Below are 4,036 nucleotides of genomic sequence, written 5' to 3'. Positions count from 1 at the left end.
TTTTTTTTTTCAGTGGAAAGACGCCTTATCGGAGGATGAGAGGTTCGTGGGGGCCGGGAAATTGTATAGAGGCGCGGTAGAGCTCCCCGGCGAGCAGGTCGCGGCCGTCCGGGCCGACCTGCGCGGTGCACGGGCGGACGGGCTCGGTGGGGGTGGCGATGGAGATCGCCGGGCCCGACTGCCCGGCGGCGCCCACCGGTTGACGCCAGTCCCAGGCGGCCCAGGTGGCGAAGAAGTGCCGGAGCAGCCCGGCGCCGGTCAGGCCGGGGGCGTCGTGGACGGTGCGGGCGGCGAGCAGCGCCCAGGCCAGGCCGGGCAGGCCGCCGAAGGGGGCGGAGTCCAGGCCGCGTGCCCGGGCCCAGGCCTTGACCTCGCGGGCGAGACCGGCGAAGCGGTCATGGTCACCGGCGAGTTCGAGGACCGCGTCGGCGTCGCTGACGGCGCTCAGCGCGACGGCGGCGGCCTCGCCCAGTTCGGTGCGGCGGCCCACGGCCTCGGCGGGGTCGAGGCCGCCGGTGGCGACGACGACGAGGTCGACGTCCAGCGCGCCGACGCGGAAGCGCAGTCCCGGCACCCGGGCGCCGGTCACCTGCCGTACGCGGGTGGCCTCCGGCAGCCCGGCGGCCACCTTGCCCCGGACCTGCGCCATGTCCACCGTGCCCGGCAGCGCCGCGACGAGGTCGAGGTCGGCACCGGGCAGCGCGCACCCCATGCGGCGGGAGCCGGCGAGGTGGACCACGCCGTCGCCCAGGGCGTCGGCGACGCGCCGCGCGGTCTCCTCGGCGTGCGGGACGTCGTCGGGTGCGCCGGTGACGCCGGGTGTGCCGGTGTCGGCGGTGTCGGGCACCCAGCGCAGCTCCCCCGTGCCGAGTCCGACCGTGGCCCGGACCCGCATCGGTTCGTCCCCGCGCCGGGAGAGCAGGACGAGTTCGCCGGCCTGTGCCGTCGTCCCGCGCAGTCGGGCCGCGCACTCGGCGGCCACCCGCAGCGGGTCCCGCGTCCGGCCGAGCGACAGATGCGGGGTGAAGCCCTCGGCGCGGCCCCGGCAGCGGGGGAAACGGCGGGCGAGGGCGTGCTGGAGTACCGCCCAGGAGGTGCCGCCGTCGGCTCCCGGGTCGAGCCAGACGGTGGCGTCCTCGCGGTGCCCGAAGGTGTGCACCCCGTCGAGGCGGGCGGTGAAGGGACGGACGCCGGCCGCGGCCTGCGACAGCTGCGGCGCTGCGCGCTCGAACGCGGCCTCCGGCACGAAGCCGAAGAGCAGGTTCACGTGCGGCGGCCAGCGGTGGATCTGCGGATCGTGATCGCGCCGGACGGCCTGGATGGGGGGCCACAGCTCGCGCGGCGGCAGCCAGGCCACGGCGGTGCGCGCGGTCGGTGCCAGGTCGAGGACGTCCTCGGCCTCGTCCGCCGCCCCCGTCGCGAGGGCGAGCGTGACCTCCACGCCGTAGTGGTCGGAGACGAACAGGCCCTCCGCCGTGGGGTTCTCGCCCCGCAGCGCCGCCCCCGTGACACGCGGGCCGCCCTCGCGCAGCAGGACGCGGTCGAGCCGGGAGGCACGGCCACTGAGCGAGGAGACCGCCGCCAGCGGGTTGACGGCCGGGTCGAAGGTGGGGGTGTGGTCGTCCGGCCCGTGCGCCTCGGTCCAGGCGTCGCGCAGGCCGAGGGCGAGGGCCGGCCCGTCGCCTCCGTCGTTGAAGTCGCCGAGCAGCAGCAGGTCGCCCTCGACGCCGGCGAGTCCCTCGGCGAGCCGGGCGAGTTCGGCCTGTCTGCGGGCCGGACCGTCCTCGGAGTGGTCGCTGCTGAGGTGGGTGACGGCGGCCACGAGCGGACCGGCGGCCGTCTCGACGGTGATCGCGGCGACGGCCTTGTGCGGTCCGAGGGTGTGCCGGGCGGCCTCCCGTACGGGCAGCCGGCTGAGCAGCAGCACCCCGCTGTCGTCGGTGTCACGTCCGTCCGGGTCGGTGCCGAGGGTGTAGCGGGAGCGCACCCAGGGGGTCCGCAGCAGCATGTCGAGCAGCACGGGCTCGACCTCCTGCAGGGCGATGACGTCGGCGTCCGCCTCCTCCAGGGCGCTCAGCAGCAGGGGGCGGCGGCGGTCGGTGTCGATGCGGTGGCTGTCGTACCGGTCCCACAGGGTGTTCCAGGTCAGGACCCGCAACCGGCCGCCGCCGGCCGTGCCCGCCCGGCCGGGTGTCGCCTGCCCGGCGGGCCGCCAGCGCTGCCCGTCCTCGTCCCAGGCGTGCGGGACGCGGGCGGTGAAGAACGGCGGGCGCAGCAGGCGCGGGTCGCGGACGCGTCCGGCGTCGGTGGCGTCCATGCGGTCGGTGCCGGTGGCCCGGTCCCAGACGAGCTCTCCGTCCGCCTCGACGAACAGCACGCGGTGCCAGGGGATCTCGCCACCGGGCACGAAGGCGGGCAGCGGGATGCGCTTGGGCGCGGCGCCGCGCTGGTGGACGCCGATCACGAAGCGCGCCGGGTCGAACCGGGCGTCCCAGCGGACGCGGTGGTAGATCTCCTCGCTGGTGCGCATGTCATGCCTCCTGTCCGGCCGCGGCGCCGCCGCCGAGCGAGCCGTCGGTGTCCTCGACGGTGCCGCCCGCGCCGACGTACCAGGTGCGGTGGGCCTCGCCGGGGTACGGCGGGGCGAACCGGCGGGCCTGCGCGGTCAGCACGGCGGGGGGCACCGGGTGGGCGCGGCCGGCGTTGCGCCGGGCCAGCTCCTCCTCGTCGACCAGGGTCACCGCGTGCGTGATCAGGGCGTCGCGGCGGCGGGCCACCGCGTGCACCAGGGAGCGCTGGTGCGGATTGAGGGACGTGGCGTCCCACACCACCGTCGCACGCCCGGCCAGGGCGGTGTCGAGCCGGCGCAGCCCCTCGCGCAGGACGTCGGCGTTGGCGCGCTGGTCGGCGCGGGAGCCGCGGGCGAGGCGCAGGTCGTCCAGGGCGATGCGGACGGCGGTGCCGGGCAGCGTGCCGGCGAAGGTGCTCTTGCCGCTGCCCGCGGGTCCGGTCAGATGGATCAGACGGGGGAACTCCGCGGAACGCCACCGCCAGGTGGCGGCCACGGCCTCCTCCGCGCCGCCGATCCGCCCGGCGGCGTACGCGGCACGGGCCTCCGCCCAGCAGCGGTCGGCGGCGGCAGGGGCGAGCCCGGCGAGGGCTCCGCGCAGTCCGTGGCGCAGCGGGCCGAGCGGGTCGGGTCCGAGCAGGCCGGCCTCCTCGGCGTGCAGCGCCGACCATTCGGTCTGCTCGCGGGCGGCGTCGTCGGGCGCCGCGGCGGCCGCCACGGCGTGCAGGACGCCCAGGTCGGCGGCGAGCGCCATGCGGGCCAGGCCGGCCGCGCGTGCCTCGTCGGGGTACGGGCGGTGCAGGGCCGCGTGCAGTCCGGCCAGGTCGGCCACCCGCCGGGCCTGGGGCATGGTGAGCGGCCCGGCGAGGCGGGCCGCCAGGCGGGCGCGGGGGGTGTCGTGCAGCAGGGCGGCGAGGACCCCGGCCAGCCGGGCGTCCCCGGTGCGGCCGAGGACGTCCAGCCGGGCGGAGACGTCGGCGGCACGGTCGGCGGCGCCGGGGCCGGTGACGGTGACGCCCACGGCGGCGGCGAGCGCGCCGGCGTCCGGGGCCGCGCCGGAGCGCACCGCCCACAGCGGGGCGGCCGGGCCCAGACCGTTCTCCACGACGGGGGCGTGCATCCAGTGGGTGCCGGTGGTCACATGGCCTGCGCGTACCCACTTGGCGACGCGGCGGCCGAACTCCTCGTACCGGAAGCCGTCGACGGTGCGGACGACGTAGCCCTCCTGACGTGAGGTGTCCAGGCGCAGGGCGCGCAGCGCGCGTTCGTCGTACGTGCCGCGCCACAGCACGGGGGGCACCGGGATCCCGAGGCGCCGAAGGATGCGGGCCGTGCGGTCCCAGTCCAGGCACCGGTCGCCGTCCCAGACGGAGAAGCCGTAGAACCAGCTGTCCAGGTCCTGGTAGGCGAGGGAGTGGCGGGCGTGCAGGTTCTCCCCGCACACCCGCAGGCCGGGCGGGAGGGAGG

At 77.3% G+C, this 4,036-nt stretch carries 2 protein-coding genes; both read right to left on the bottom strand.

Features of this window, described 5'->3' with window-relative positions; all coding sequences use genetic code 11:
- Window positions 1-25 precede the first annotated feature (25 nt).
- Window positions 26-2,530 carry a poly(A) polymerase gene (locus tag PV350_RS45260; protein WP_500339148.1) on the bottom strand — a complete coding sequence of 835 codons (2,505 nt, stop codon included), beginning with the start codon at window positions 2,528-2,530 and terminating at the stop codon, window positions 26-28.
- Between the two features lies 1 nt (window position 2,531).
- On the bottom strand, window positions 2,532-4,036 hold a 1,505-nt coding region (locus PV350_RS45255), incomplete at its 5' end, for an AAA family ATPase (RefSeq protein WP_500339147.1).

This window comes from Streptomyces sp. PA03-6a (assembly GCF_033792765.1).
GTDB lineage: Bacteria > Actinomycetota > Actinomycetes > Streptomycetales > Streptomycetaceae > Actinacidiphila.
This window is presented reverse-complemented; position numbering and strand designations above follow the sequence as displayed.

Bases quoted from the DNA above. Each gene is read 5' to 3' on its own strand.
- PV350_RS45260 (WP_500339148.1), bottom strand. From the start codon at position 2,530: ATGCGCACCAGCGAGGAGATCTACCACCGCGTCCGCTGGGACGCCCGG.